The organism is Ktedonobacter sp. SOSP1-52, assembly GCF_016587395.1.
Genome location: NZ_BNJH01000004.1, coordinates 775404 through 801982, shown reverse-complemented (window position 1 = coordinate 801982; position 26579 = coordinate 775404). Strand labels below are relative to the sequence as shown.

At 55.2% G+C, this 26579-nt stretch carries 21 protein-coding genes; 4 read left to right on the top strand and 17 right to left on the bottom strand.

Going from position 1 to position 26579, the window contains the following annotated elements; genetic code table 11:
• Positions 1-28: 28 nt before the first annotated feature.
• Positions 29-706, top strand: coding sequence for a hypothetical protein (locus tag JMJ16_RS38620; protein ID WP_201390151.1), 678 nt, complete (start codon positions 29-31; stop codon positions 704-706).
• 165 nt (positions 707-871) lie between these two features.
• On the opposite strand, the gene JMJ16_RS38615 is transcribed toward JMJ16_RS38620, so the two are convergent.
• The 8 genes from JMJ16_RS38615 to JMJ16_RS38580 form a co-directional block, all read right to left on the bottom strand.
• Complete coding sequence (locus tag JMJ16_RS38615) at positions 872-1504, bottom strand: DUF899 domain-containing protein (RefSeq protein WP_201390149.1); 633 nt, start codon at positions 1502-1504, stop codon at positions 872-874.
• A gap of 327 nt (positions 1505-1831) precedes the next feature.
• On the bottom strand, positions 1832-2470 hold the full coding sequence (gene purN, locus JMJ16_RS38610; protein ID WP_201390147.1) for a phosphoribosylglycinamide formyltransferase: 639 nt from the start codon (positions 2468-2470) through the stop codon (positions 1832-1834).
• 136 nt (positions 2471-2606) lie between these two features.
• Entirely contained in the window at positions 2607-3869 is a 1263-nt protein-coding gene (gene purD / locus JMJ16_RS38605; RefSeq protein ID WP_201390145.1) for a phosphoribosylamine--glycine ligase, read from the bottom strand.
• An 18-nt stretch (positions 3870-3887) separates the two neighbouring features.
• Entirely contained in the window at positions 3888-5393 is a 1506-nt protein-coding gene (gene purF, locus JMJ16_RS38600) for an amidophosphoribosyltransferase (RefSeq protein WP_201390143.1), read from the bottom strand.
• Positions 5394-5424: 31 nt separating this feature from the next.
• On the bottom strand, positions 5425-6183 hold the full coding sequence (locus JMJ16_RS38595; protein ID WP_201390142.1) for a phosphoribosylaminoimidazolesuccinocarboxamide synthase: 759 nt from the start codon (positions 6181-6183) through the stop codon (positions 5425-5427).
• Positions 6184-6341: 158 nt separating this feature from the next.
• Complete coding sequence (purM, locus tag JMJ16_RS38590) at positions 6342-8279, bottom strand: phosphoribosylformylglycinamidine cyclo-ligase (protein ID WP_201390141.1); 1938 nt, start codon at positions 8277-8279, stop codon at positions 6342-6344.
• A complete protein-coding gene (purL, locus tag JMJ16_RS38585) occupies positions 8276-11296 on the bottom strand; it encodes a phosphoribosylformylglycinamidine synthase subunit PurL (RefSeq protein ID WP_201390140.1) in 3021 nt (1006 codons plus the stop codon). The genes purM and purL overlap by 4 nt, the downstream gene beginning before the upstream one ends.
• A gap of 542 nt (positions 11297-11838) precedes the next feature.
• Complete coding sequence (locus JMJ16_RS38580) at positions 11839-13230, bottom strand: N-acetylmuramoyl-L-alanine amidase (protein ID WP_201390139.1); 1392 nt, start codon at positions 13228-13230, stop codon at positions 11839-11841.
• Between the two features lie 410 nt (positions 13231-13640).
• Here JMJ16_RS38580 and JMJ16_RS38575 point away from each other — a divergent pair, with 410 nt between their 5' ends.
• Together JMJ16_RS38575 and JMJ16_RS38570 are read left to right on the top strand one after the other, a co-directional pair.
• The gene (locus tag JMJ16_RS38575; protein WP_201390138.1) at positions 13641-14144 is read left to right on the top strand and encodes an RNA polymerase sigma factor; all 504 of its coding nucleotides are present in this window, start codon (positions 13641-13643) and stop codon (positions 14142-14144) included.
• The gene (locus tag JMJ16_RS38570) at positions 14144-15673 is read left to right on the top strand and encodes a WD40 repeat domain-containing protein (protein ID WP_201390137.1); all 1530 of its coding nucleotides are present in this window, start codon (positions 14144-14146) and stop codon (positions 15671-15673) included. The genes JMJ16_RS38575 and JMJ16_RS38570 overlap by 1 nt, the downstream gene beginning before the upstream one ends.
• Before the next feature lie 73 nt (positions 15674-15746).
• Here the strand turns inward: JMJ16_RS38570 and JMJ16_RS38565 are convergent, their stop codons facing one another.
• The 3 genes from JMJ16_RS38565 to tilS all read right to left on the bottom strand — a co-directional run bounded on the left by JMJ16_RS38565 (position 15747) and on the right by tilS (position 19235).
• Positions 15747-16757 (bottom strand): NAD(P)H-dependent glycerol-3-phosphate dehydrogenase, encoded by a 1011-nt coding sequence (locus JMJ16_RS38565; protein WP_201390136.1) that lies wholly within the window; start codon positions 16755-16757, stop codon positions 15747-15749.
• 181 nt (positions 16758-16938) lie between these two features.
• A complete protein-coding gene (hpt, locus tag JMJ16_RS38560; protein ID WP_201390135.1) occupies positions 16939-17526 on the bottom strand; it encodes a hypoxanthine phosphoribosyltransferase in 588 nt (195 codons plus the stop codon).
• 212 nt (positions 17527-17738) lie between these two features.
• Positions 17739-19235, bottom strand: a complete 1497-nt coding sequence (gene tilS / locus JMJ16_RS38555) for a tRNA lysidine(34) synthetase TilS (RefSeq protein ID WP_201390111.1) — start codon at positions 19233-19235, stop codon at positions 17739-17741.
• Positions 19236-19362: 127 nt separating this feature from the next.
• Between tilS and def the strand changes: the two genes are divergently transcribed.
• A complete protein-coding gene (def, locus tag JMJ16_RS38550) occupies positions 19363-19872 on the top strand; it encodes a peptide deformylase (protein WP_201381664.1) in 510 nt (169 codons plus the stop codon).
• A gap of 85 nt (positions 19873-19957) precedes the next feature.
• Here the strand turns inward: def and JMJ16_RS38545 are convergent, their stop codons facing one another.
• From JMJ16_RS38545 to JMJ16_RS38520, 6 genes are all read right to left on the bottom strand, one after another.
• Complete coding sequence (locus JMJ16_RS38545) at positions 19958-20323, bottom strand: hypothetical protein (protein ID WP_201390109.1); 366 nt, start codon at positions 20321-20323, stop codon at positions 19958-19960.
• Positions 20324-20523: 200 nt separating this feature from the next.
• The gene (locus tag JMJ16_RS38540; protein WP_201390108.1) at positions 20524-21426 is read right to left on the bottom strand and encodes a phytanoyl-CoA dioxygenase family protein; all 903 of its coding nucleotides are present in this window, start codon (positions 21424-21426) and stop codon (positions 20524-20526) included.
• Positions 21427-21501: 75 nt separating this feature from the next.
• Positions 21502-24057, bottom strand: coding sequence for a response regulator (locus tag JMJ16_RS38535; RefSeq protein WP_201390107.1), 2556 nt, complete (start codon positions 24055-24057; stop codon positions 21502-21504).
• Between the two features lie 172 nt (positions 24058-24229).
• Positions 24230-24850, bottom strand: coding sequence for a chemotaxis protein CheW (locus JMJ16_RS38530; protein WP_201390106.1), 621 nt, complete (start codon positions 24848-24850; stop codon positions 24230-24232).
• 53 nt (positions 24851-24903) lie between these two features.
• Complete coding sequence (locus tag JMJ16_RS38525) at positions 24904-25302, bottom strand: response regulator transcription factor (RefSeq protein WP_007913149.1); 399 nt, start codon at positions 25300-25302, stop codon at positions 24904-24906.
• Between the two features lie 348 nt (positions 25303-25650).
• Positions 25651-26460 (bottom strand): hypothetical protein, encoded by an 810-nt coding sequence (locus JMJ16_RS38520; RefSeq protein ID WP_201390105.1) that lies wholly within the window; start codon positions 26458-26460, stop codon positions 25651-25653.
• Positions 26461-26579: the final 119 nt, after the last annotated feature.

Here is a 26579-nt window from a genome sequence, read left to right as displayed (position 1 = left end):
CCACACTACCCAGCAAAGGATTTTTGTTATGCTACAAAAAATGCGTCTAAATGATGTGTATATCTATTGCGCGACGCTGCTCTTTTTTCTCCTCTGGTTCTTTGCCCAGAGCCGGGTTGTCGCACCCAACCAGCCCATGATGCTCTCAAGCTTTCTCTCTTACACGACCTCATCGTTAATGGTGAATATAGTACACCTCGTCTCGGCCATCCAGGTGCTACTTATCTTCTTTGGCGGGCTACCCATTCTGCTGCTTACTTGCCTCCAGGCATTGAGAGAGCGTACTAGAAGCGCTCTGCTCTTCTGTCTTTTAGGAATCATCGCTCCAATCGCTACGGCAATTTTGGCTTTCTGGACCCTCACATCTTTGGAGCTGCCCCTGATCAGTGGAAATATAGTTATAGGGCTGGCTCTGCTTATCTTCGTCCTTGGTCTGGGAGTAAGCAGAGGACTTCTATTCAGAGCAAGTCAACATCTTAAACCAGGTCGACTCATAGCTTACTATACAATCATCATTGCCAGTGTTACGACCCTGGTTATGTTCAGTGGTATCGTCGCGTTGCTGACCTGGCTTCTCTCATCCTTCAGTAGTGCACGTGGCGAAGCCTCCTATCTGATACGCGAGGGCGTGTTGCTCCTTGCTTTAATCATAGCCCTGGTATTCTCAGGTGTCTCGCTCCGTAATACATATGTGGACCGAAACTAATAAAGTTGTACTGATATGCCCCCTACACCTCTCCTTTATTCTTCTGCCCTTCATAAAGGGGATGTGGCTATCTACGGGCTGGCATTGCCAGCCCGTAGATAGCCACATCCCCTTACCCAGCGAACCACGTAGTGATCATAAGGTGCAATAGAGGCGGGGTTACCCTTAAACAGAAGTAGCACTGCGATTGAGGGCCTCTTCCCACTCCTCTTGCCGACCAAGAGGGGTAAGATCAAGGTAGTTATATGTCCCCAGGAGGATATCGACGCCGCGTCCCGTCGTCGAGTACGTGTGAAAGATCTGCTCGCCATCGCGCAGGAAAACACTTACCCCAGGTACCTCGCCGCTATCAACCGTAGCTTCGAAATCGTAGTTGAAGTCGCTGCCATATGAGGAGAACCAGGGAGTGGTCCAGTTCTTCTGCTGCTTATAGGGCTCAAGCTTCGCCAATGGTGCGCGGGAGACCAGGACCAACGAGGTATCGCCTTCATACAGGCGGGCTATATTGCCAGGAATGTTGTCAACCAGGTTCGTGCAACCCGGGCAACCTTTGTCCCAGCTTGGATCAAACATGAAATGGTAGACGATCAGCTGGCGGCGCCCGTCAAAGAGGTCGAGCAGGCTCACCTTGCCTTTCGGGCCATCGAAGACGTACTCCTTGTCGATCCTGACCATCGGCAACCTGCGGCGTTCAGCATTGAGCCTGTCGCGCGCACGGGTGGCCTCCTTCTCCTTGACCAGTAGCTCCTTACGGGCATTGAGCCACTCTTCTCGTGTGACGATTTGCGGATAGTTCATTGGGTTCTCCTTTGCTTCGATGATCACATTCCTGAGCTCTTTCCTTGGCCATCACTGGAGGATACAAAGAGCCATTAGGGACAATCTATCACGAGTCGGTCAGGAAAACTTCTCCAATGTTGCTTTTTTGCATTTCGTCGCTCAGGAGATGTAATATACTTATCTTCATTATTGCAGAGACATGCGCGGCGCCTTATAGCCTGGCAACTACGCCGCCTGGATGACGACCTATCAGGCTTATGGTATAGATCGAAGTAGGGCGTGTTTAGAATGGCCTGCAAGCTTAATACTGTTTGCCAGGCCATCTTAAACATATTGTTCCGACTCTTATACGCGCTGCTGGTGGATCTTGACGGCCTCAACGATCAACTGATGCTCAACCTTTTTGATGCGCTCCTGGAGCGTATCTTCGGTGTCGCCTGCCTCTATGGGGACCTCGCGGCGACAGATGGGTGGGCCGGCGTCGACCTCGGGGACGACATAATGCACAGTGCTACCGGTGACACGCACCCCGGCCTCCAGGGCCTGGAGGGGCGCGTGCATGCCGCGAAAGACGGGGATAAGACTGCCATCGCTGGTGGTATAGGTGTCGCCCTTGCCGCCATCGGGGATGAGTGCGGGATGCAGGTTAATGATGCGCTCAGGGTAACGGGTGATAAAGTCGGCGGAGATGATGCGCATAAAGCCAGCCAGGACGATAACGTCTACCTGGAAAAGCTGGAGCAGGTCAACAACCCTTCGCTCCCACTCCTCGCGTGTACGCCAGGGAAGATAGAGCGCGGGTACTTTATGCTTGAGGGCGCGTTGTAAGCCAAAGGCGTTGGCTTTGTTGCTAATGACCAGGGCAATCTCGACCCCGGGCAGGTGCCGAGCCTCGATGGCATCCAGCAGGGCCTGGAGGTTACTGCCCGAACCAGAGATTAAGACTGCTATGCGCAACGTTTTATTGATGTGTTGATCTTCCATTCCAAATCACTACTTGCTTTTATATTTTGTATTATGACTATTCGCGCCTACGACACTCACTTAAAATAGAATCAATTATTGTGTTGTGAGTTGCCTTCGGCAACTCACAACACAATAATTGATTCTATTTTTATACCTACAGGGCGCGGTGGCCGATGTCACTGCGGTACTGCATACCTTCGAAGGAGATGAGTTTGGCGGCGGCATAGACACGATCGGCGGCCTGTTGCAGGGTTTCGCCGTGGGCGACGACGCTGAGAACGCGGCCGCCTGCAGTGACGAGCTGGCCATTTTGCAGGCGGGTGCCGGCGTGGAAGACGTGGACGCCATCCAGTTGATTGGCCTCGTCAACACCCTGTATGGGCAGGTCGCGCTCGTATTTGCCGGGATAGCCGCCTGCGGCCAGGGTCAGGCTCATGGCGTAACCGGGATGCCAGAGGGTCTCAGGATCGATGTGCTGGCCGTCCGCATAGGCAAGGACATCCAGCAATTCGGCTTTGAGCAGGACCATCTGGGCCTGAGCCTCGGGATCACCGAAGCGTGTGTTATGCTCTAGCACCATGGGACCGCGCTCGGTGAGCATGATATTAGCGTAGAGCACGCCTTTGAAGTGGATGCCGCGCTCCTTGAGGGTCTGGAGCGTGGCCGCGATGACGCGCTGCTGAATCTGCGCTTTCTGGTCCTCGCTGACAAAGGGCAAGGGCGTGTAGGCCCCCATACCACCCGTGTTCAAACCCTGGTCGTTGTCGAGGGCGCGCTTGTGATCCTGGCTGAGTGGCAGGGGCAAAAAATCCGTGCCGTTACAGATCGCGTGCGCGCCGATCTCGTCGCCTTGCAGGTAATCTTCAATGACGACGACATCGCCCGCCGCGCCAAAGACATGGTCGACCATCATCTGCTTGAGGGCATCCTGGGCTGTCAGCATGTCGAGGGCGACAATGGCGCCCTTGCCCGCGGCGTTGCCGTCAGCCTTGACGACGACGGGGACACCATGTTCTTCCAGGTAGGCACGGGCCGGTTCGTACTCGGTGAAGGTGCGATGCTGGGCCGTGGGGATGCCTGCCGCGGTCAACAACTCTTTGGTGAAGGCCTTGCTGCCTTCAAGCGCAGCACCAGCCTTGTCGGGGCCAAAGACGCGCAGGCCTCGCTTCTGGAGGATATCGACGATGCCATCGATAAGCGGTGCCTCGGGGCCGACGATGGTGTAATCGATCTTGTTGCGCTCAACGAAAGCGGCCAGCGCCTCCAGGTTATCGACACTAATAGGAAGGCATTCCGCGTGGGGTAGCATACCGGGATTGCCTGGCGCGGCATAGATGCGGTCGATCCGCTGATCCTGGGCCAGCTTCCAGACCAGTGCGTGCTCACGCGCACCCGAGCCGATGACAAATACTCGCACGAAATTTTTCTCCTTCTGTTATGAGAGCACGCCACGAGGAATGACGGGCACACGCCTGGGACCATGCTGAGACTCGACCTGGGGGTCAAAGGGCCAGCCCTGCATCTCCATACACCCATAACAAAACTCTTGATGCAGCATCTTCAATGCGCGGGGATCGTCCACCTGGCGAGGATCAATGTCAACCGTTTCATCGATGTGGGCAGCGTTGATGGCGCGACCCAGGCCCGGCAGGCTGAGATAGCCCAGGCTATCGACCCCCATGTAGTCGGCGACCTCCTGCACGGTACGACCCGCGGCGATTAATTCTTTGTCACGCGGAATATCGATGCCGAAGTAGCAGGGGTGACGTAGGGGCGGCGAGCTGATGCGCAGATGTATCTCCTTCGCGCCATAGTTGCGCAGCGCGGAGGCCAGGCGCTTAAGCGTATTGCCGCGTACAATCGAGTCGTCGACGATAATCAGGCGCTTGCCCTCGATTTTAGTGCGCACGAAGTTGAATTTCAGGTCTACTTCGAGCTGGCGCAGGCGCTGGTCAGGCTTGATGAATGAGCGATCGCTATAGCGATTCTTGATGATACCCTGGCTATAGGGAATCCCGGAGGCCTCAGCATAGCCCAGGGCTGCGGGAATAGATGAATCGGGAACAGGGACGACCAGGTCCGCCTCTATGGGATGCTCATGGGCCAACTCGCGTCCCAGGGCCTCGCGCACCTCGTAGGTATAGCGATTGTTGATACGCGAAGTCGCGTCCGAGAAGTAGATATACTCGAAGACACAGAGCGAGTGGCGGGGCAGCTCAAAGAGCATCTCCGAGTGGATGCCATCCTCATCGATAGTTACCAGTTCGCCTGGCTCGACTTTGCGCACAAACTCGGCTCCGGTGCGGTCAAGCGCGCAGGATTCCGAGGCCACAATCCAGCTATCGCCCAACTTGCCAATGCACAGCGGGCGCATCCCCCAGGGATCACGCGTCGCGTACAATTTATTCTGCGCCAGGATCACCAGGCTAAATGAGCCACGCAGGTGCTGCAAAGTGTCCGCCAGGCGCTCATTAAAGGTTTTCCCCTCAGAATGATGGAGCATCAAGGCAATAACTTCGCTATCCGTCGTCGAGCGGAACGAGTCCTCGGGGAAGGCGTTCCGCAGCATAGCTCCGTTTACCAGGTCACCATTGTGGGCGATGGCCAGCGATTCATACTGTCCAGCACGATCACCTACGACAAAAGGTCCTGCATTCTCGACGCAGCTTGAACCCGTGGTGGAATAGCGCACGTGGCCTATGCCTGCATAGGTAGAAGGCAGGCTGGTCCCCGAATCGGTAAATACCTCGCGCACCTTGCCCATGCCTACACGATAAACAATCTGGCCTTCATCGTCATAGACAGCCATGCCCGCGCTCTCCTGCCCACGGTGCTGCAATGCTGTCAAAGCCAGGGTAATGTAACTACGTACATCCAGGCTTGCCTTGCCATGTGGCGCGTAAATTCCGACGACTCCGCATGCATCATGAAGTCGCTCCATCGCTGAACTCCTCTCTGGTAAGATGATCACATTAAATACTCAGCTTGCCCGTAAGATCAGCGACCAGGGCATAACGATCCGCGATCTCGCGCAGACTGTCCGAGGTGACTTCCTGGAGGTTGCGGTAGACCTGCTTATCGAGCATACGATTCTTGTCACCACCAGGCCAGAGCCGCCAACTATCATTATCAATTACATCGGCAACTAATAACTGACCCTGAGGGTTGCGACCAAACTCAATCTTGAGATCAACCATGGTCACATCCATTTTGGCCCAGGCAGCCTCTAGCACTGCAAAGACGCGCCGTCCTTCGCGCGCCATCCAGTCGATCTCCTCCTGCGTCGCAATGCCTTGCTGTATGATCTCTTCAGGCTGAATCTGCGGATCATGACGCGCATCATCTTTCAGGAAGGTCTCAATCAGGACGGGATCAAAGCGGGTGCCTTCGCTTACTTCGGGGTGGCGCTTCAAGAATGAGCCGGTCGCGAGGCGTCGCTGTACATGCTCAATGGGCAGCATCTCACAGCGCTTAATCAGCATCGTGACCTCGTCAACTTTTTTCACGAAGTGCGTATTGATACCAGCCTCGTTCAACAGGCGGAACACGTTGGCGGTCGTCGTCGTGCTCCAACGCGATTTCCCCTCTAGCTCGTTGCGGCGCGCACCATCGCCCGCGGTAATCTGATCCTTGCTGACCATATAGGCCAGTTGCTCGTCCTGTGGATAGCTATAAATCCGTTTGGTCTTGCCTTCCGTCAGCAAGGGTCCAAACTGCGCATGTTGTGTCATGAGTTTTTGTCTCCGAGAGAAGTGTGGGCACATGGAAGCGCTACTGACTACCCTAAAGGGCACAAGGTACACACCTACGCTGGGAAGCAAATACGCTTCCGGGGAAGATATTCGCCCGAAAGCGTAGGCGCGTACGTCAGTAGTGCTCCTCCTACAGGTTAGCGAATAAGAACGGCACCCTGTCCCTCGCGAATGGTGCCGATCTGCACCAGTTCGGGAAGGATGCTGCGCGCCTCAAGCGCACTCTTGGGTGAGAGCACAAATATCATGCCAATACCCATATTAAAGGTTCGATAGAGTTCTTCCTGGGGCAGACTACTCAAGCGCGCCAGGAGCTGAAAGAGGGGCGGCACCTGCCAGGAGCTGGTTTCGATCTCAGCCTGAGTACCAGGAGGCAGGATACGCGAGATATTACCCTGGAAACCGCCGCCTGTGATGTGTGCCATGCCCTTAATGAAGCGCCCGCGATCCGCCAGATAAGAGCGAATCTCCTGCACCTCGCGCAAATAGCAGCGATGGGGGCGCAGGAGCGCGTCCGCCAACGGCTCCCCCAGTTCGGGATAGACGGTATCAAGCGAGGTCTGGGCGAAGAGCTTGCGCACCAGCGAGTAGCCATTGGTGTGCAGGCCGCTGGAGGGTAGGCCCAGGATATAATCTCCTACGCTGATCGTGCTGCCATTGACGATCTCGTCCTGCTCTACGATGCCAACAATGGTTCCCGCCAAGTCGAAGGCGCCGGGCATATACACGTCGGGCATCTCGGCAGTCTCGCCGCCGAGCAGGGCACAGCCAGCTTCTTTACAGGCCTCGGCCACTCCCTGGACGATTCTGGCGACTTGCACCGGGTCAAGCTTATTGACGGCGACATAATCCATAAAGAAGAGCGGGCGTGCGCCCATCATCAGCAGATCATTTACCGAGTGATTCACGATATCATAGCCGATGGTATCATAGCGCTTAGCCTGGGCCGCAATTAAGGTTTTGGTACCCACGCCATCGGTGGAGGAGACCAGGGCCGGGCGACGCATTTTATCGATCGCGTGCAGACTCATCGCGCCCGCGAAGGCGCCGACACTCTCCAGCACCTCGGGTCCATGCGTGGACTGGACAGCCTTCTTCATCAGGCGCACAGCCTGCTCGCCTGCGGTGACATCGACGCCGCTCTCGGCATAAGAGAGCGGAGTAATCGTGACGCTGAGAGCCTGAGCCGCGCTTGTGGCGCTACTAGCCCCCGCAACGCTCTGCGAAGCCAGGGGCGAGGCCTCCGGACGGCTCACCGGCGTCACGCCTTCACCGCTGACGAGCTTCTGTGCATAGTTAAAGGCGTTCTGGAAGATGAGCAGGCCGTCGCCAATATCGCCCGTGAGGGAGCGGCGCTGGGGATGCTGGAGCGCACTCACAAAGCGCTCTGGATGAGGCATCAGACCAAAGACGTTGCCCTGAGCGTTACAGGCACCCGCGATGTTGTCCATCGAGCCGTTGGGGTTGGCGGGATACGCGACCATCTCGCCAGTGCGGCCAGCGGGCGTGGCGTAGACCAGAGGAAGCTGACCGCTGGTATGTAGTTCTCCCAGATCGCCGTTATACACAAACTGGCCCTCGCCGTGGGCTACAGGAAACTCGACCGGCTTGTCGATCCCCTGCGTAAAGACGCAGTTGCTTGGCTGGGTGACGAGCGTGACCCAGCGACATTCAAACTGCGCCAGGGCATTCTCGGTCAGCGAGGCCCGCGCTATGTCGCCCGCGCCATCACTTGCCAGAACACCGGGCAAGAGACCCGCGCGTACCAGGACCTGGAAGCCGTTACAGACGCCCAGGACCAGGCGACCCTCGGCCACAAAGCGGCGCAATTGATCGCCCAGGTGAATGGTCAGGTTCTTGGCCAGCAGCGTGCCCGCGCCCAGATCGTCCCCATAGGAGAAACCACCGGGCAGGGCGAGAAAATGATATTCTAGCAGAGACTCTGGATTCTTTAACAACTGGTTGATATGCACCAGTTCTGTCTCAAAGCCCACCAGGCGACAGGCATACGCCATCTCCCGGTCGCAGTTGATGCCAGGGGCGCGCAAAACGAGCGCGCGTGGTTTCCTGGTCATGCCTGTCCTCCCTTCCATGACTCTTGTAGTTCCTCAACGCTAACGTTGATCAGCTCTTCGTCGCCATCCTGAACAATAAAGCGTGGGGTATTGGTTACCATGCCCAGGTAGGTCAGTTCAGTGGCACCCGCGGCACGCATATGCTGCTCAAAGGTGCTCAACTGCTCAGGCGTGACCTCGACGATAAAGCGCGAAGGAGACTCGCTAAAGAGTCGTACGATATCGCGCGCGTGTGGATGGACCTCGTCGAGGGCGGCGCCCTCGCGTCCAACCTGCGCCACATCCAGTTTGACACCTAGCAGGCTCGCCAGCGACATCTCGGCCGCCGCGACCGCCAGGCCACCTTCTGAGAGATCGTGACAGGCGCGCACCAGGCCCTGGCGAATGGCTTCACCGAGCGCCTTCATGGTTGTATACGCACGCTCAATATGCACCGTTGGCACTGAGGTATGTGGCACAAACGCCTTGAATGAGGCCTGATCAATGACCTCGGTATAGTGCGAACCCGCCAGCTCATTGCGCGTCTCGCCAACGAGGTAGAGCAGATTGCCCGGCGTCTTGAGCGACATATCGACGCTCTTGCTCGCGTCCTCGATCACGCCGACCGCTGAGATCACTAGAGTCGGGATCACGGGCAAACGCTTGCCATCGGCGCGATACTCGTTATTCAGGCTATCTTTACCGGAGATGAACGGCACTTTAAAGCCAACCGAGGCATCATAGCAGCCCTTCACGGCGCGCACGAGCGTGCCAAGCTGCTCGGGATCATTGGGATTGCCCCAGCAGAAGTTATCCAGCACCGAGGTATGGGTGATATCGCCACCAACGGCGGTCAGATTGCGCAGGGCCTCGTCAACGGCATTGAGCGCCATCTGATAGGGATCGAACTTACCATAGAGTGGGTTGACGCCGTTTGAGAGCACAATTCCGGCCTTCGTCGGCTCACCGATAATAGGCCGGAGCACCGCGGCGTCGCCTGGACCATTACCCGCGCGTCCCACCATGGGTTTGAGCACCGTCGCGCCCTGAACCTCGTGGTCATAGCGGCGCACCACGTCCTCCTTCGAGGCAATGTTCGCGTGGCGCAACAGCGTCAAGAGGGTCGGGGTAATCGAATGCGTGATAGCCTCGGCGTTGCCCTCCGTCCACTGTGAAGGCTGAGCAGTCGCGCGCTCTGGTCGTGTCCACAGCGCTTCAAGCGTCTTGATGGGATTGCCATCGTGCAGGAAGTCCATGGCGATATTGGCAATCACCTCGTCCTGATAGGTTACCGTCAGGCGTTGATCGCTGGTGAACTCGCCGATGATGCTGGCCTCGACCTCTTCGATGGCACAGATATCCAGCAGTTCCTGCAAATGCTCCTGGGGAACCGCCAGCACCATACGCTCCTGAGCCTCGGAGAGCCAGATCTCCCAGGGCGCCAGGCCCTGATATTTGAGGGGAGCTTTGGTTAGCTCGACGCGCGCGCCGGTCTTCGAACCCATCTCGCCCACAGCGGAGGAGAAGCCGCCCGCGCCGCAGTCGGTAATCGCGTGATAGAGGCCACGGTCACGTGCCTGGATGATCACGTCGGTCACCTTTTTCTCGGTGATGGGCGCGCCAATCTGGACAGCCGTCCCGGCCTGGGTATTGATCTCATGGCTCATCTCACCAGAGGAGAAGGTCGCGCCATGCACACCGTCGCGGCCAGTGCGCCCACCGAGGACGACCACCAGGTCACCCGGCTCGACCTTGCTGGGGTGGCTTCCATGGGGCAACATGCCCAGGCAGCCACAGAAAACGAGCGGGTTATAAGTATAGCCGGGATGGTAGAGCACCGCGCCATTGACCGTGGGGATACCCATCTTATTGCCATAGTCGCGCACACCATTCACCACACCGCTGGCGATGCGCCGTGGAGGTATGATGCCTTTGGGCAGCGAGGCGCTCTCGGTCTCAAGCGGGCCAAAGCAGAGGATATCGGTACAGGCAATCGGCTCCGCCGAGACGCCAACGACGTCACGGATCACGCCGCCCACGCCTGTATTCGCACCACCAAAAGGTTCGATGGCCGAGGGGTGGTTGTGCGTCTCTACTTTGAAGGCGATATCGTGTGTATCGGTGAAGCGCACGATACCCGCGTTATCGCTAAAGGCTGAGACCAGGTCGGGATGCTGAACCTCGTTGGTGGCGCGCATGATATAACTCTTGAGCAAGCCACGGATAGTCTCATTCTCGACCTCGTTTCCCTGGGCATCCAGCTCGCGGTAGGCAATAGTCGCCTTAAAAGTTTTATGCGAACAATGCTCTGACCAGGTCTGGGCCAGGGTCTCCAACTCGATATCGGTTGGCTCACGTCCCTGCTCGCGGAAATGCTGCTGAATGACGCGCATCTCGTCCAGGCTCAGCGAGAGCAGGCCTTTTTTGCTGACCTCAAGCAACTGCTCATCGCTCATCTGGGTGAGCGGAATCATTGCCACCTGAGAGCCTGCCACATCGGCTATAGGCGTGTCCTCAGACGCATTTGCGGCCTCGGGCTGTGAGCCATTGCCATGCGCCGGGTGGAGTTCATAATGCTGGATCACGGGATTATAGAGCAGGGCGTCGGCAAGGGTACGTACTTCGGCCTCGCTCAAGCGCTCATCCAGCAAATAGCGTCGCCCCGTCTCCACACGCGCAATACCAGTCAGGCCCAACATACGTGCACCCTCCAGGACGCTCTCAGCCAGGGTATCGGTTACACCAGGGTGAAAAAAGACATCGACCGTATGCGCGGTGTCGGCATAGGTCGATAGGTGGGCTTCCTGGATGACCGGATCGGTAAGCAACTCCTGGGAGAGTCGCTCAACGTCCTGGGGTGAGAGTGAGCCAGTAAGGTGATAAAGTTGAGCTGTATGAAGGTAAAGCGGGGCATCAGCGATAGTAGCAAGCGATGGAAGAGAATCTATCGATAATTGTGCGATGTCACGAGCAAGTTGACGGGCATGCACATCGTGGCGCTCCGCGGTTGCTCGCACTTCAATATGAAATGATGTCACGTTTCTGTTTCCTGGCTGGCATTATAGCTTAAGAGGAAACCAGGACCACTGTTGCGGCTAGCGCTCACGCGCCGGGTTTCCTGATAGGTAGCAGGTCGCATACAAAACAAGTCACACGTATCCCATCCATGCCATAGATCTTATTCCGAAACCTCCCCATTCGGGGACACGGCAACACCACTAGCGTATCTAGCGCTTCCCCCATTCGGGGGCAGGCGCGCTCAGGGTGTTCGGAGACGAAGATAATGACTATAAGCGACCTCATCTGGTGGGACAAATTCATTGTAACACTAAGGGCCAGAGTCTAGCAAATTACCTGGAGCGAGAGGCAGAGCTTCACAAACGTCATTCATGCTCTTGCAGATCGGCTCGCAGGCTCGCCTTTGGGTAAGAGGGATTGCCCGCGTAGCACATCCAATCCCTCTTACCCAGAGCACCGCAGGCGCGAAAACAAATGTCCAAAAGAAGCGATAGAAAAGGGAAAGCCAGGCGGAGCACCATCGCCTGGCTTTCTGAAAGTGAGTAGGTATCTGGGAAGTGCTCTATGAGTTGGGGCGGCGTGTCAGGATGCGCTTCATCAAGTCGGTAAAGCCGCTGTTTTTGACCACTCCGTCCAGCAATATGCCCAGCGAAGATTTGGGGGGCGCTTCCAGAGAAGGGAAGGCATTCCCAAATGGATCTGAGTTAGGCTGGTTATTGTTGGGCTGGCCATAAGTAGACTGGTCATATCCAGGTTGGTTGGGTACCTGACTCGCTGGACCTGGCTGGTAGTAGCCTTGATCCTGTGAGTAGGGTTGATACGGAGCATTATAGGTATCGGTGTTTGCAGGTACCTGGCTCGCCGGATCTGGCTGACCATAGCCCTGGCCCTGTGGATAGTACTGGTACGGCGCATTATAGGTATCGGTATCAGCGGGCACCTGGCTCGCTGAATCTGGTTGATTATAACTTTGATCCTGCGGAAGGGGTGTATTGTTTGTATCCGTGGGCACCTGAGGAGTCTGTGGAACGTCCTGGCTCTGCGCTGGAGGCGTCGAAGTGACCTGTCCCTGGGGCAACGGTTTATCAATATGCATCAGGTAGATTGTCCCCGCGCCAGGGGGACGATCAAAACTATGATTGGGATCATAGGCCAGAATACCACGCTCAAAGCGCTGGTAGGAGAACTGAGCATTAGGATCGGGATAGTATTCGTTCATTAGAGGCATGCCCAGGTGGGTCAGGCCATTCTTGCCTGTCCCGCCAAAGCTACAGTAGAAGTTAAGCATACCACCAAAGATGTAGTAGTTCGTAGCCTTGCAATGCCAGCGACCGGTGCCAGCCTGCTCAAAGTAGCGCGCAACGATTTCATCATTCAGGTCGATCATGGCACCATTGCCTGTACTTCCGCCACTGCCACCGCTGTTGGAGCCACCACTTCCCAGGTAGGAGATCAATTCATCCCAGGGATAGGGGCCGGGACAGCGGCTACGGTTCACGGGATCAATTGAGTAGTGGCCTGTAATGCCGCCATTACCATCAGCGCGCCGCCGGGGAATTTTATGTCGATCACAGATGTGGCTGATCAGGCGGAAGCTTGCCGCTTTCTGCGCATCGGTGATGGTATCTGAATTGTCGGTATGCGGTTTGACATGCTCAATGGAGATCGTTACCCAGTTGGGGTTAACACTTGAGGTCCACCAGGAATCATGCCCGGTACTGATGACGCCATTGCCCCAGGCTCCATCCTTCTCGGAGACGCACTGGACGATGGTGCCATCCTGGCCTACGACATAGTTCGCGCTGACATCGGCCGTCTGGAAGTAGGTACCCACATCGCGAGCACTACTAAAGCCCGCAGTACCATGCACGATAATCCACTTAGGGGTATAGCCGTTGCGGTTCGCGAAGTAGTTAGGAGAAGGTATCCACACCGCCCCTGCTTCATCCACCATATACTCACTCCTTCAAAATGTTGACAACCACTTCCTACTCGTTACCGCCCACTTGCTACGCACAACAGGTGAGAGATGATTGATACGCCATAAAGTATACCCCGAGAAAAAAGAATTGCAAAGCGCACAATGTTTAGGGGTACTTCCTACAAATTATGGGTAGACTGGCCTCTCAGGCCGATTTATGCTATCAGCATCTACATACTTCTTTCTATGGATGTGTAAGGAGGTATGGTGATGTTGGTGGTGCGGCGCACCTTTTACAACCTATTTTGAAAATAGAACAGAACGTTGTCACAGTCGCAAAAGAGGGAGCGATAGTAGGAGTGAAACCCTTAAGGGAAACACTAATAACCTGAAGGTTAAGAATACAACAACATGTTGAAAGAGATGGTGAAACCAGCAAATCCGTGGCAGAGGAGCTGTTTCACTGTCATGCACCCGCTATTTTTGCTTTTTTGCGACGGCAAACATCCTCCCGCGAGGATGCCGAGGATATTCTGCTGGAGGTCTTTACCGCCGTTATCGAGCAAAAACGCCTTGGCTTATTGCCACAAAGCCAGCAAAGGCAGTTGATCTGGAAAATAGCGCGCAATAAATTGGTGGATGCCTATCGGCGTAATCTACGTCGGCCATCCTCGTCGATAGAACTTCTGCAAGATGACCTGTTCGCCGATGATGAGCAGGCACCGGAACAGGAGCTACTGCGCCTGGAGGAATACGCTCAATTGCACGCTAAGCTCCAGAAATTGCCACATCTCCAGAGGAAGATTCTCAGCCTGCGCTTCAATCATGAGATGCGCAGCCCACAGATCGCCTCTCTGGTGGGAAAGAGTGAAGCCGCTGTGAGAGCCATCATCTCGCGTACCCTGAACCAGTTGCGCACATTGTATAGAGAAGAAGGTGAGAAGTGATGTCCAGGCACGAAGATTTCTACACCCCTGAGCAGGTCGACGAACAGGTCGACACGCTTCTCCAGGCACGTGGAACATCATCGCGGGATAAGCGGCTGGCCTCCGATCTCCATGACTTGCTCAAGCACGAGGATGAGGATGCATACTCACTCCAGCGTGTCCTGGGAAAGTTTCTGGAGAACGAAAACCTGACGCAACAACAAACTAAAATTATCCCCTTTAGTGGTCAACGCATTCAACAACAAGAACAAGGAAGGTTCGTTGCCATGCCTGATATAAAGAAGCAAGCTCGTGGGACCGAGCGTACACACCCTATCCGACGTACGCTCACCACGATCGCGGCTGTCCTGGTGGTCTCCATTCTGGTTGGCAGTATGATATTCGTCCTGAATGCCGCCCGCCAGAAACAGCAAAGTACGACAACCGCCAGTTCTAACACGGCAACACCAAAGCCGACAGAACATGAGGGACAGGTCATTTATACGAAAGAGGTCAATAGTCGCGGCCCAGCGGCAGTCTGGTCGCCCGATGGCAGTCGGGTCGCCGCGGTCATCAATGGACAAGTAGAGAGTTGGGATGCACGTACGGGACAGCATGTTCAGATCTATCATCTCACGCTGAATCCTTTTGTATGGAATATGGCCTGGTCGCCGGATGGAAATATTCTGGCCATCAATAGCTATTCCAATACCTCTGCAAAGATTGATCTCGTCAATACCAAAACGGGAGCCTTGTTGCACACCTTTGGCACATCATCGGTCGTGCTTAACACTAATGGTACCTCGCCTTTGAATGCCACTGGCACGGCGCACACGTCTAAACTGCTGAGCAGCATGCAAACGTTTTCTGGCGGCGGTGGAGCGATGTTTGGTGCGCTTACCTGGTCACCAGATAGCAAATACCTGGCTGCCTCCGCGACGAATGACCCTGCAACCAATCTGGTCAGCATCTGGAATGCCAGCAACGGTTCACAAGTAAAGAGCCTCACAGACTTCCATGGACGCATCCTGGACCTCCACTGGTCACCAGATGACAACTGGCTTGCGACCACCGCTTATCCAGCCATGGTCTCGCCAGAAGTCAAACTCTGGGATACCAAAACATGGCAGGTCAAAAAGCAGTATGCCAATGTCGCCAGCCTGGACTGGTCGCCGAATGGAAAACAATTGGCGCTAGTCGATGCCCAAGATGGTAATGGGAAAGATGTACGTATTGTCGATGCGCTAAGCGGGCAAACAACGAAACAATTCGCACAAGTAGGAGAAGGAATGGTCATGGCGGTCCACTGGTCGCCAGACGGTAGTCGTATCGCTGTGGAGACGCAGGATAGCACTGGCTTCAAAATGACAATCACGCTCTGGAGCGCTCAGAGTGGGAAGCTGCTCTACACCTTTTCCAGTCAGCACTCCATTTCTGATGTGGCGTGGTCACCGGATAGTAAATACCTCAGCAGCCTTGAAAGCATATACGCCAAAGATAAAAATGGGAACGCCCTTAATAAGGGCAACATTTTGATCTGGGTAGCGTAATCACCCTCTGTCCTGAGAGAAAACATGTTGCGCCCCGGCAGCCTGCGGCTGCCGGGGCGCAACATGTTTTCTCTCACATAATCCCTTCGCGTTCGTCTTTGGGATCGCGCATCATCAATTCAAGCACGGCCTTGTGGGGGTCGAGGCCCTGGAAGAGGATCTGGCTGAGTTTGGTGGTCAGGGGCATCTCAACATGGAAGCGCTCAGCGAGCTTGAGGGCGGCCCGCGTAATATAGATACCTTCGGCGACTGAATGAGTCGAGGCCAGAATATCGTCCAGCTTCTCGCCAGCAGCCAGGCGGCGTCCCAAACGCTGGTTGCGGCTGAGAGGGCTGGCGCAGGTCGCGATCAGGTCGCCGATGCCAGCCAGGCCCGCGAAGGTCATGGGGTTGGCACCTGCGGCGATGCCCAGGCGCGCGATCTCCGCGACGCCACGCGTGATAAAGGCCCCCTTGGCGTTATCCCCATATCCAAGCCCCTCGGTCATGCCCGCGCCAATGGCGATAATATTCTTTAAGGCTCCTCCTAGCTCAACACCCACCACGTCATCTGAGGTATAGATACGCAGGTGGCGCGTGGTCAGCAGGTCACGGCAGGCGATAGCGACCTCGGTGCTCTGGCTGGCAATGACGGCGGCGGTAGGCTTCTCGCGTGCGACCTCGGGCGAGAGGTTGGGGCCACTCAAGACGGCAATGCGCCCGGCCGATGCAGGCAGTTCCTCGGCGATGACCTCGCTCATACGCTTGAGGCTCTCAATCTCGACGCCCTTGCTGGCGCTAACCAGCAGGGTCTGGGGAGAAAGGTGGGGAGCGACAAGGCGCAGGTTCTCGCGCATACGCTGCGAGGGCGTGACCAGGATCAACAGCTCTTTCTCACGCACAGCCTCGCCAATCTCGGCGGTGACACGCAGCGTCTCCGGGAAAGTGATTCCTGGCAGGAACATTTTGTTCTCGCGTTGCGACTGCATCTCTTGCGCACGCGCGGCCTGATGATCCCAGAGCGTGGTGGCAATTCCTTTCCTTGCCAGCAACAAAGCCAGGGTTGTGCCCCAGGCACCGCTTCCGATTACACCTACTGCTACCATGTCGTCTTCGTCTCCTCTATCAAGTTGTCTGTTAGCTAGCTATATGTCCAGGCCCATTGTAGCATAGAACGCTTTGATAGAGGGAGGGCAATAGACATGGATAAGGGGTGTCTGGTGGAGGTCGGGCAGCCCGACCTCCACCAGACACCCCTTATCCATGTCTATTGCCCTTGCATATTTTTTAAATTGCCTGAGTTTCGGCGGGACTGGAGTGCTGCTCTTCAGGCTCCGTTCCCTCATAGACGGAGGGTTTGAGGATACCAATGTAGGGCAGGTTGCGGTAATACTGGGCGTAGTCCAGGCCATAGCCCACAACAAACTTATCTGGAATGGTGAAGCCGGTATAGTCGACCGGGACCTCTTTTAGGCGTATGCGTTCCTTATAGAGTAGGGTGCAGATACGCAGACTCAGGGGATTGCGGCGGCGAATGACATCTACGAGGTAGGCCAGGGTGAGGCCACTGTCGATGATATCCTCGATGATGAGGATATGTTTGTTATCGATAGGCCCTTCCAGGTCCTTGAGGATGCGGACCACGCCGCTGGAGTGGGTGCTATTGCCGTAGCTGGCAACCGCCATGTAGTCGAGTTCCAGGGGAAGCTCGATGGCGCGAGCCAGGTCGGCAATGAAAGGAACTGCGCCCTTCAATGTACCCAGGAGTAGCAGGTGCTTGCCCTGGTAATCAGTGGTAATCTGCTGACCAAGCTCCTGAACCTTGGCCTGAATTTGCGCTTCTGAGTAAAGGACCTCAGAAATATCTTGATGCATTTGTTTTCCTCTTTTAATAAACACTTAAATGCGAGTGACTTCTCGCCACTACATGGCTCGCCAGGGTAGAGTGTGTGGGTGGGGAAATGCCGTCAGGCATTTCCCCACCCACACACTCTACCCTGGTATAAGGTATCGCGGCTGCAATGGTTGCATATGCTCTACCCTCATATGAGATATCCCTTTGGCATCGCATCCATAATAGTTACTTATTATACTCTCTGCATGGTGAGGTGGAGCAGGTGACGGGTCTCGCCTGTCAGGCGGACACGGTCATCGATACATACTCCTCCTAGCCAGATACATTGTGCACGCGAGAAGATAAGCGGAATGTGATCACGCTCCTGGAGCGGGATATGCCTGTCTACGCATATATCCTGCACCTTTTTGCTATGCGCCATCCCCAGGGGACGAATACGGTCTCCCGCCCTCCTGGTGCGCACACGGAGAACTGAGTCGAGATGTATTCGATCAATATATACAGAATATCTGTTGGATGCAAGTTTGTGCCAGGTTTGGGTCATGTCTTTCGTACGCAAGCTCTCCAGTATCTCGGCCTCTTCTTCCTCTGCCACAAATTCAGCACGTACCAGCCATGGAGTACCGGGCACCGCCACCGCGCCTGGCACTGGCAAAATAAGCTCGACGTTATTCTGAACGATCTGGGGCGGTTGTTGCTCTTCTGTCACACGCTTGAGCAGCACCTGCTCACCCTGGCGCCAGAAATGTAGCTGACCCGGCAGGTGGAGCATGAGTGCCTCGCCTGTCTCCTGGCTTAGAGCCTGCTCGATCAGCGTATAGTGGCGCAATTCGAGCGGCGACTGGCCCGCGCATAAGCTGGCACTGGCCCGGCGCCAGAGGTGGCGTTGCAGGCTTAAGGGTAAGGCCAGTAGTGCTGAGCGGCGTAGGGCGATAGTCTCAGTCTCTTCATGCGAGACGACGGCTGACCAGTGCTGATCGACCTGAACCTCGATCCAGGCCGCGTCTACCTGCATGACCTCTGAGTTGCGCAGGAGCGTGGCACGAATATTGGGATTGAGTTGCTCCAGAAGGGGGAGGAGTTCATGGCGAATGCAGTTGCGCTGGTAGCGGAGATCAGCATTGCTGGCATCTTCGAGGGGAGTCAGGCCATGCTGAGAGCAGTAGGCCAGCGTATCCGCGCGTGTGAAGATGAGCAGGGGGCGGATTATATCCTGCTGGCGCGGCTGCAAACCGCTCATGCTGGCGATGCCACCGCCGCGTATCCAGTGGAGCACGAGCGTCTCCACCTGGTCGTCCCGGTGGTGAGCGACCGCGATAGGATCGCCAGCCGCGACCCGGCGTAGGAAGCGATAACGTGCCTCACGCGCTGCCTCCTCCAACGAGAGGTGCTCACGCTTTGCTAGTGCCTGGACATCCTCTTCGCCAAGAGTTACGGGAAGTCCCCAGGCACGCACCAACTCGGCTACTGCCGCAGCGTCCTGGCTACTCACTGGCTCGCGGAGGCGATGATTGAGGTGCGCGATATGCAGTTGGAGGGTGGGATAACGCTTGCCTGGTCCACACAGGCTCCGCAAGAGGTGGAGCAGGCAGAGCGAGTCGGCCCCGCCTGAGACGGCGACAACTAACCTGCCGCCCGAGGCTGGTAGGAGCCGTTGCTGGTCGATAAACGCGGCCAGCGCATCTCTCATAGATGCGACTCGCGCCTCTGATCTCTCCTGTGCTGACATAAAGATTGCGCCTGCGACCTTTCATATGATACTATATAGGCCAATTATAGTGGCAGTGTATGGTTACTCACAAGGGGGCCCTCTGCCCGGAGTGCATTAGTTGCAGTGCAGGGGATAAGAATATCCAATGGCTATGCGTCAAATTATTACATCTGAAAATCCAATTTTGCGCCAGAAGGCCAAGAAGGTGCATCGCTTCGATGCATCGCTCCAGAAGCTCGTCGATGATATGTTTGAGACGATGCACGCGAGCAACGGGGTTGGATTAGCAGCTCCCCAAATCGCGCTCTCGATCCGCGTCTTCGTCGCTGAGTACGAGGGCCGCAGGGTCGCAATCTTCAATCCCGAGATTGTTAAGGCCGAGGGCGAGGAGCGCGGCCAGGAAGGGTGCTTGAGCATCCCTGGCTACGTAGGAAACAACATTCGTCGCGCGGCAAAAATCGTCGTCAAAGGTGTTGACGTTAAAGGCAAGCCCGTTCGCGTCAATGCCGAGGGCTGGTTCGCACGCATCCTCCAGCATGAGATCGACCACCTGGATGGCATTCTCTTCCTGGACCGCCTGGATAGCCCGGATGACCTCCTCGAAGTCCAGCCAGAGGAGTATGAAGAGGCCGAAGAAGCCGCCATTATCGAATAAAGAGTTCATTGGATAAATGATATGAGGTTGGCTGAACTTCTGCAGAAGTTCAGCCAACCTCATATCATTTATCCAACAGTTTAATTTATAGCTTCTGCTGTTTGCGTACCATAGGCAGGCCATGCTTACCCAGCCCCTGTGCGCAATTCTGGCAGACATAAAAACCTTCTTCGCGGTAATGGAGTTCACCCACAGAAAAATGAAGATAGCAGATGCCGCAACGCGTCGCATCGGACTGGCTGGCGATCTGGCGATCGTGCTCAAACAGCTCGTGGAGAGACTGAATCATCTGATCAAAATCAAATGACTGGCCACTATAGTATCCCTTCTCTGGCGTCAATGACACGGGAGATTGGAGCTGCCCGGTGAGATGCCCGGTACGCTCACGGCGAAAGCTGTGGCCATTGCTCGCCGCCCCACTGCTATAGTGGGAGGAAGAATGATTACTCAAGAGACATCTCCATACATAATAACTACTGATAAGACTTTCCGTTAATTATACCTTTGGCACAGGTAGAAATCAAGGAAGCCTTTGCGCCTACCAGGCCTTGCCTCGGCTCGCTATGCTCGTCAGGGGTAAGGTGTGTATGGAAAACGGCAAAGCCATTTTCCATACACACCTTACCCCTGAGTGCCACAGGCACAGAAGGATTAGAGGCCGTCTGTATTTGACCAGTCGTTGTTCCAGCGGGGATCAACCTGATCTTGGAGGCGCTGGAAGCGGATATCTGTAGAGAGGCGGATGCGTCCACGGGCATCGTTGTTCACGGTTGCCGCGTGGAGCATATAGGGACTATGCATCACCATATCGCCAGCCTCATAGTTGGCGGCCAGCCAGCGCGTATTAAATTTCTCAGCCATTTCAGGCAAATTGGCGCTGATCCATCCTCCCTTGCGCATGTTCTTGTTATAGGCGCTAATGCGCTCTGCAAAAGGCAGTTCGGCATTTTTCGCGCTAAACTCGGCCTCCATCTTGCGTCCAAGCGCGTCGGAACCCTCCAGGTAGACCAGTCCTCCCATCTGTGGTGGACAATCGCCTAGCGGTATCCAGCTACTACAGAGCCGGTTAGTGCCTGCACGCAGATAAATAAGGTCATAGTGGGCGGCGGTACAGTTCTTTTCTCCGGGAACGTTCTGGCGAATCAGGCGTCGCTGCAAGAGATGCGGCTCCGCCTCCAGGAAAGAGGTGTAAAACTGCCAGAGGCGCGGTGTCTTGCATAACGCTTCATACTCGGGCCAGCGTACTGCCTCATTGAAAAGTTGGCTCACACACGCACGATCCACTGGCCCACCACTATAGAGCCCCTCCACGGGGTCGCTGCCCTTAGCAAGCAAACCACAGGTCTGAAACTGGGTAAAATAGTGACGGCGGAAGGCTAGAATCTCCGCACGATCGAGAATGCCCTTGAACCAGATATACCCCTGCTCTGCATAGATCTCGTGCAGCTTTTTCAACGGAAGGTGTGGATCAGTCGGCGTCAGCCAACCCAGGCGCTCGGGAACAGTTGAGAGCGTATACCCATTGCTCACCAATGGTTGCGATATTATTGTCACTTGCCCACTCCTTTTTCGTCTTTTCGCAGTCAAAATGACATCATGGAACGTTTTTTGGCTAACGCGGAAGTGTGATTAATCACCTTCGGACGCGCTAGCCTCCTGATTCATCGTGGAGATCCCTACCGACTTCTTGAGGGCTTGCTGCACCTTCTCAAGCAGCAGTTCCAGGGGGCAGGGCTTAGTGAGGTAGCCGAAAGCGCCCAGTTCCATAGCATGCTTCATGTGTTTCTCAGAGGAGCGCGAGGTCAGCATGATTGTCTTGACGGTCGATAGTTCGGGGCGCAGGCGCATCAAATTCAGCAGATCATAGCCATTGAGATTGGGCATCTCAATGTCGAGCAGCAACACATCTGGGACATGAACCTGTAAGAGTTCAAGGGCCTCCAGGCCATCACTGGCTTCCATGACATTATAATGGGCATGGGTCAGGGTCTGGCGCAAGGAGAGACGCATCGAGACCGAGTCGTCCGCGATCAGAATACGTGGGGCCTGGGCCTGGCCGGAATGTGCTCTTTGCGGCACGTATGGACTCTCCTCGTGCTCCTTCAACTCATGCTGGTGTGTGGTATAGGTCTTAATTAGCTCTGGCAGTTCCAGGACCAGTAACACATGCTCATGCCCATCGATGGCGGTACCTGCCAGGCCAGGGCGGCGCAGGTGTGCTGGAAGCGGTTTAATGACGAATTCGGCCTCGCCTATCACCTCGTCGACGACGATGCCAACCTCGCGATGCGTCCCCCATCGCGGCAACACCAGCAGCGTCTGTCCACTTACCAGTGGCGCCGAGCCCGTCTCGGGAGCAGACGACAGCGACATATCCAGTAGATCATTCAAATTGAAACGCAGATCTAGCTGCTCACGAGTACTATCGCCGAGGCGCTGCACCTGAGAGAACGGCACGACAACTTTCTCGCCACCACAACGTAGCAGGAGGCAATGGGTAGAACCACGCGAGGTTGGAAGATAGAGATGGAAGCTCACACCTCCCTGGGCGTTACGCTCAAGGGCGACTTTGCCATTGAGCCGCTGCACTGGCTCGTGGATGAGCGTTAGCACGCCACCGGGCAGGGCCGTAGAGAAACCAATCTCAAGCTCCAGTTCGCTTCCCTCCTGGGAGGCGTGGAGCCAGACACGATACTTTTCCCCCTCGCGCCTGGTTCCGGCCTCTTCGCTCTCCGCCAGTACCTCGCGCACACAGGTTTGTAGTAGGTAGACCAGCGGCTCAGTGAGTACCGTTAGCACCTCCTGGTCGACCTCAAGCGTCTCACCCTTCATCTCAAACTGCACCTGGGCGCTGGTAAACCATTGGAAGGCTTCGCCCAGGCGAGGCATGATAACGCTCAGTGGCGTCAGACGCATGAGGCGCAGGTCATTACGCACGTTGATGACCTGGTTCAGGCAATCGGCAATGACCTGGTTATAGCGTTCGACCGAGTTCTGGACATGTGTGGAGGCCACTGAAACATCGGCCACCGCCTCGCGAAAAGAGCGTAGAAGCATATCTTTTTCGTCATAGCGTTCCATGTTCAGCTCATCTAAACGCCACTGGCTAGTGAGGCCGGGTTGCTTAAATTGGCGTAGTATGGGCTGGATATATTTAGGGCGCTGGGGAACAATCGAATGTTCTTTTACACTCTGCTTCTCTTGCAGGATGCGGCGAATAAGCGACGAAGAAGAGAGAAACTCACCTGTGGCAGGGGCCTCTTTCTCTGGCAAGAGAGCATTGGCCAGGAGCGGTTCAAGTTGTTGTAGGCGTATCTGTGCGGCCTGGAGTTCCTGCATAGCTCCCTCAACTTGGCGCTGCGCCTGTTCCAGCGGCATCCGTTGCCCAATCAGGCTCTCGGAATGTTGTAGCAACTGGTCAAAGCGCCGCTGCTCAACCCGCATCGAGGAAGAGGGCGTAGAGGTCAGTTCCTCAGCGATTGCACCTGAAGGGATGTTCCCTTTCATCTCATACGAGGCCATGGGCTTTATCTGGCGCATCAGCTCGCGTGCCAACGTAACCTGGTCACTCTCTTCAAACTCTTCCTCCTCACGCTCGGCGGGAAGTAGATGGAGTTCGTTTAATAGAGCCTCAAGTTCCTCGCGTGGCTGTGTGCTCTCATTCCCTTGCTGGATAAAGCCCTCAAGCGTGACTTCGAGTGCATGTGCTCCACGAACCAGGGCGTTCAAAGACAGAAATGGCTCGACGCGCCCGGCCAGCACATATTCGCTGATCTCTTCCAGATAGTGTGCGATAGTTGAGAGATTGCTGCATTCAACCATACCCGCCGAACCGCGAATCTTGTGAGCGGCTCGCTTGACTGTCACCAGGCGGGCGCTATCGATAGAGGTGCCATCCTGCTGCTCCAATTGGTTCAGCGCCCGGCGTATACGCGCGATATCTTCCTCGACTTCATCCACAAAAATAACGAGCATATCGTCGAGGGTGTCTTCAATAGGAGAGGAGAGCGTGGGAAGCGTAAACAACCCTGGCTCGCTATCCTGCTGCCAGGGCGAGTCATCCATCTCCTCAAAAGCCTTAATAATAGCCAGGTCCTCAGGCGTAAGTTCCTGCTCGCGAGCAAAATCGAAGGAGTTCTCGATATCTTCATCTTGCCAGGGCAAGGGGTGCTTGTCGTTCTCCATAGTTGGATGTTTTCATGCTACTTCTTGTAAAGAGAGCCACTATAGACAGCAAAATAGTGTGTTTGCTAAAAAATGGGTGTAGGGTCCATGCCAGCATGGACTCTTGTGCCCACAAGCTAAGATTCAGCCGCTGGCAAGATCGCTTCGCTCGGAGTCCATGCCAGCATGGACCCTACATGGTTAGCGATTGAATAATATGCTGAAAGAGAAGGTCACTATCAAGTAGCGGCGTTTCTGGCTCTACTTTACCCTTTATCACGCCATTAGGCAAGTGGGACGAGGATGAGGCAGGAGAATTTAAGGCCTGGAACGTCTCCTGCGGGAGGTGAATGGGGATCGCATCCATCACATAAAGGCCCAGTACAACTCCCTCGTGACCTGCGATGAGGAGCAGGCCTACGCCTCGAGAGGCGGCTTCACGGTCAGCGACAGACTGTGTGAGATATGCCTCAAGGTCCACAATAGGAAGAATTTCCTCACGCCAGGCACGTACACCAAGCATCCAGGGAGGAGAGGTAGGAAAAATGGAGAAGTGATAGGGAGATGAGATCACCTCGAGCAGCATCTCCAGTGGCAAAATGCAGCGCCCCTGACGCAAATGGCATTCAAGGTATTGCTCATGTAAACCTGTAGCAGGCGTGGCGAACGTCTCAGCCATTGAGTGAGCCAACGACCAGAACTCATCATCACTCAACTGCTCCAGGGTATGGGGTGGAAGGATAAGTGGCTGATGCTCACCATCCACTGCTGCCTCCGGTCGCATGGGCATTCCCTGATTAAATGACTCGTTCATTTTCGCCCTGTGCATCCCTTCTTCATCGGCTGATCCTGGACGTTTATGATCCGCTAATTTGAAGCTGACGAGGCTGGTGCCCTAAGATGGGAATCGATTACCGCGATAATTTCCTGGGTCTTAAAGGGCTTGGGTATGTAATCTTTCGCGCCCGCCAGGCGTCCTTTGAGGCGATCAATAACGCCATCACGCCGTGAGAGCATCACAATCACGGTATGCGCAAATTGAGGCCTGGCTTTGAGACGGCGCGCAACCTCATATCCATCCATCTTGGGCAGGCCAATATCTAATAAGATCAGGTCTGGAATCTGGGCCTCGGGCAACGTGAGCCAGCGCATAGCCTCTACGCCATCTGGAAACCCCTGCACCAGATAGCCCTCGCGCCCCAGACATGTCTCAATGATTTTGCGCACAGTAGCAGAGTCATCGATAACCATAATAAACTTGCGCATAGAAAGTTCCTCTTTCTTCCTCACCAATACGTGATGCCAGGAGCCATTCCCGGTAGAAGGAAAGGCAGCATCACCCCTCCTGCATCATGGACGCCTTTTCGACGTTCAACGAACCCAGGTCAGCCTGGCACATGACAACGTCATCTCTCCCTTGCCACCTGTTTAAATGTCTCTCGTAAATGCTCTCTTCTCTTCGAGTATCCCCTGATGAGTTACTTAGAGTGGATGTTACCACAGAATCCCGCTTTGTTTCAATCTGTATCGTGTAAAAAATTGCTTAAAAAATTGCTATTTAGCTAAACTTTTCGATCAGGAGCACGGAGGTCAAAAAATCATATGCTCGTGCCATTACTCCTGTTTCGTATACGGCAACTCTTTTAAAAAGCGCTCCAGGACACGCAGGCGATACTGCTGGTTAAGATCTACAATGGTGGATGACTTGCCTTTGCGCAGGCGCTGCAACTCATTTGTCACCATCTCCATAAGTATAGGTATGTCTTCTTGCCAGATCATATCCAGGAGAATCTCAGAGAGATCTTCCTCAATCTCGCGATTATCCAGGCGTTTCAACCAGAATGTCACCAGGCGGGTGAGCCAGTGCTGGCGCTCTTCAGTGCTCAGGAGGGGTGCGACATTGCTATCATATCCCAGGCTACTGCTGGCCTCGCTCAATAGGGTCGCCAGGTCGGGAATGACTTCATCCATTGAGTGATCTAGCAGACGTATCAGAGTGGCATTCCGCTCCTTGAGACGTTCATCCAGTACAATCGCATAGATGCCAAGGGCATTATAGTAATCATATTGTAGTGTACGCTGCTCCGCCTCAAACAACAACTCCTCCAGATCAGTGGTAATCATGGTAGCGCTCTCACGCTGGCGCAGGCGCTCACTATACCGCTCCACACGCTGGCGATACGCCTCCAGGTCCATGGGAGGCGCGACAGGGTGACGCGAGGAAGGAAGAATTACGACTTCCTCGATATTCCCCTCATCCCAATCGTCGAGCCGCAAATCTTTATCTTCCTTCTGCGCTATTCCGCTTAACAAGGCAGCCATCTCGGTTAATAACTCTGGGTGCCTTTGAAGCAGTTCCTCAAGTAATTGGACCATTTGCTGCTTACTCGTACTATTAAGACGAGCCTCTAATTCTGGCTCCATAGCCCCTCATCCTGCCTTCCCTGGTGGTATGCATACTCTTTGTGCTACATCGCAAGCTTACAACAAGAATTGATAGTTATCTATGAAACGTACCAACCAGTAAAGACGACGCAGAGAAG